Below are 3,278 nucleotides of genomic sequence, written 5' to 3'. Positions count from 1 at the left end.
TTTGTTGGTGCACTTCTTGCTCTGGCAAGCGGCAAAGCCGAGCGGAGACAAGTGCACCCCCTTGGTTATAAAACTTCGAACTTGCCGTTGTGATCTACAACATATCTCTTGCCCGTTCCGCCTACGAGGATGCTTGCTCTGAACTGGTGCGTTGTAGCCTCCATCTCAATGTTGCTGCCCTTAGGCAGGGTAGCGAGGTCGGCGTCGGTGAGTCCGAGCACGTCGAGCGAGCTTGTGTATCTGCCATCCTTGCCGTGCTGGTCGAGCTGCGCGTAGAACAGCGCCCAAAGCACCTTGTAAGCCTCCATGTCGTAAGGACACTGGAACTCGTCGGTGCCGTTGCCAGCCACCTTGTCAGAGAACTGCAGGAATCCCCACTGGTTAGGCGCGTGCATGTTTATTTCGCCCGTCGGAGTCCATACCCAGTTCTCCTCCGGTCCGCCCTTCTTCAGCCACTGTACGCGCGAGAAGTTGAGGCGCCAGATGTTGCCAGCCTTCAGCGGATTGGTGAAGTTGCGTGTCACGGCTTTGTGCGGAATAGCCATCTCCACGGTCCACGAGCGGTCGGTGTCCTTCTGCTTGTTTAGCGTGCCGTCGTGCTGCACGGCGAGCTTCAGTCCGGGGCAGTCCCACTGAATGTGGAAGTTGCCGCCCGAGCGGTAAGCGCGGTCGAGCATGAGGTCGAATATCACGCCGCGTGCGTTGTTCTCAATCTCGAAGTAGTTCTGTCCGTCGCCCGTAGGGTCGAGGAACACCTCGAAGTCGTTGTCGTGATATATGATGGTGTCGCGCTGAGTGAGGTTAGCCACGATGTTCGGCTCCTCGAGCACGGCAGAGATATACAGATACTCGTCGTCCCAGAGCAGGCGCGCCTTGGTGTCGTAGATAGGCTTCGGGAAGTCGAAGCCGCTGATGTCGACGAACGACTCTGTCTGTGCAGCCTTCTGCCACACCTTCTCGTTCAGTTTGCCGTCGATCTTCATCTTCTCCGTAGTGCGGTAACACACGTAGTTGCGCGGCGTGGTGAGGCGTCGGTCGTACTTCTTCAGCAGTCCGTCCTGCGCTGCTGCGGGCATGGCGAAAGCGAAAGCCAGCGCCATAGCCGATAATATTGATTTCTTCATATTCGATTAGTTTTTTCGTTTCGTTCTTATTTTTCCAAAAGGTCGGGGCGCAGACGCTGCGTGCGCTCCATAGCTTGCTCCATCTCCCAGTTCTTTATCTTCGCCTCGTTGCCGCTGAGCAGAATCTCCGGCACCTTCCATCCCTTGTATTCAGCTGGGCGTGTGTAGATAGGCGCCGAGAGCATGTCGTCCTGGAAGCAGTCGGAGAGTGCGCTCTGCTCGTCGCCGATTACGCCCGGCACCACGCGCACTACGGCGTCGGCGATGATAGCCGCAGCCAGCTCGCCTCCCGTCAGCACATAGTCGCCGATAGAAATCTCGCGAGTGATGAGATGGTCGCGCACACGCTGGTCGATGCCCTTGTAGTGGCCGCAGAGAATGATGATGTTGCCCTTCATCGAGAGGTCGTTAGCCACGTGCTGGTCGAACTGTTCGCCGTCTGGCGACGTGAATATCACCTCGTCGTAGTCGCGCTCCGCCTTCAGTTGCGATATGCAGCGGTCTATCGGTTCGCATTGCATCACCATTCCGGCAAAACCACCGTAAGGATAGTCGTCTACGCGGCGCCATTTGTTAGTGGAGTAGTCGCGCAGGTTGTGCAGATGAATCTCTGCGAGACCCTTCTTCTGTGCGCGAGCAAGTATCGATTCGTTGATAAAGCCCTCAAGCATTTCGGGCAGTATGGTTATAATGTCTATTCTCATAAATGCAAAATTACACAATTTTGTTTACACGGCAAAACTAAATGCCCCATTTGTGCGATATAAAACCTACACTAATATAGTGTGAAATGATAGCAAAAGTCATCGTGCTCCGTCCGCCGTCCGATCGGGCGGCGAACGCAATCTGATCGGGTGGCGGACGGAATCCGATCGGGCGGCGTACGGAATCCGATTGGGCGGCGTACGGGTGACGATGACATAGCGCGGATAAATACTATTTAGAATCCTCGTCGACGCCTAATCCGAACAATGCGAAATCGCCCCGTAGAGGGTCGTCGGGGAACACTTCGAGCATCGCATCAGTCAGTCGGCGCGCGGTAGCCATCGATGCCGTGCGGCTCTTCAGCAGTCCCAGGCGCAGCGCCTCCTGCACCACGTGCGTGTCGAGCGGCATGATGAGCGTGCGTCGGTCGATGATGTCAGCCCATAGGCCGAGGTCGACGGGCGACCCGCTGCGCACCATCCATCGCAGGAACATGCACACGCGTTTGCAAGCCGACTGCGTGTTGCGCGGCACAACCGTGCTTGCGTCGTGCTCGGCGAAGTAGCGGCAGATAGCGCTCACCGCCTCAATGCCCGTCGAGGCATGGCGACGCACGTACTCCTTCATGCTGCCGTATTCGCGGAGCATACTCTCGTAGGCTGCTATCAGGTGGTGCATATCGCCGAACTTGTAGAGCCGGTAGTAGCACTTAGCGGTGTAGGGTATGTCTTTGCGCCACTCGCCCGAACGCACCCAGCGGTCTACGTCGCCCTGCGCCGCGTCGATGATGAACTGTATCTTGGGGAAAAACTGCTTGCGCGAACCGTAGCTTAGGCACGAGGCGAGAAAAGCCGTAGCCTCCTTGTTGGCGTCGCCCTCCACGCTGTGCATGAACGAGCTTGGGTCGGCGGGCAGAAAGGCGGCGGTCTCGTATCGGGCTGCGAGGTCTGCGATGAGTTGTCTTGTGTTCTGTTCCATATAATATGCTGTTGAAAAATCAGAGTTTATAGTGAAAGCAATCGTTGTCTAAATATAAAACCCGTTTGTTTATAAATGAAAACCTATTGCTTATAAAAAGAAAAAAGCGACAGCCTTCACAGGCGACCGCTTCAAATCTTCAATAGGTATTAGTCTCTTTTTTAAGGTAAAAAGATTGTTTTCAGGATAACTGCTGCAAAGATATTATATTTTTTACATTTACCAAACTTTTTAGACGCTTTTTTCCGAAAAAATATCAAAAAAGTTACCACGCCAAATACTGCAACTGTTCAAGTGTATACGTATAGAAGTGTTAATTATTTATCAAAAGGTTGAGATAAATCAACTTCTTTAAGCGTTTTGCGTGAAAACGCTTGCTTTTACTATAAAAATGCTAACTTTGCAGCCGTAAAAAGATTATTGCTGTCCGCTAAAACTTTTCATACAAAATAAATTAGGGCTGACACTTCT

The 3,278-nt window shown here is 53.3% G+C and carries 2 protein-coding genes and 1 pseudogene; all 3 read right to left on the bottom strand.

Going from position 1 to position 3,278, the window contains the following annotated elements; translation table 11 throughout:
- Window positions 1–77 precede the first annotated feature (77 nt).
- Window positions 78–1,124 (bottom strand): annotated as a pseudogene (locus KTQ90_RS12985) (carbohydrate-binding family 9-like protein); the annotation flags it as partial.
- Window positions 1,125–1,150: 26 nt separating this feature from the next.
- Window positions 1,151–1,828: a tRNA (guanosine(37)-N1)-methyltransferase TrmD gene (gene trmD, locus KTQ90_RS12980; RefSeq protein ID WP_217318779.1), complete on the bottom strand. Its 678-nt coding sequence runs from the start codon at window positions 1,826–1,828 to the stop codon at window positions 1,151–1,153.
- 232 nt (window positions 1,829–2,060) lie between these two features.
- Window positions 2,061–2,807 (bottom strand): TIGR02757 family protein, encoded by a 747-nt coding sequence (locus tag KTQ90_RS12975; protein ID WP_217318778.1) that lies wholly within the window; start codon window positions 2,805–2,807, stop codon window positions 2,061–2,063.
- Between the last annotated feature and the right edge of the window lie 471 nt (window positions 2,808–3,278).

Source organism: Leyella stercorea (assembly GCF_019052365.1).
Classification (GTDB): domain Bacteria; phylum Bacteroidota; class Bacteroidia; order Bacteroidales; family Bacteroidaceae; genus Prevotella.
The sequence above is the reverse complement of the archived record's forward strand: the minus strand, read 5'-3'. Positions and strand labels throughout refer to the sequence as shown.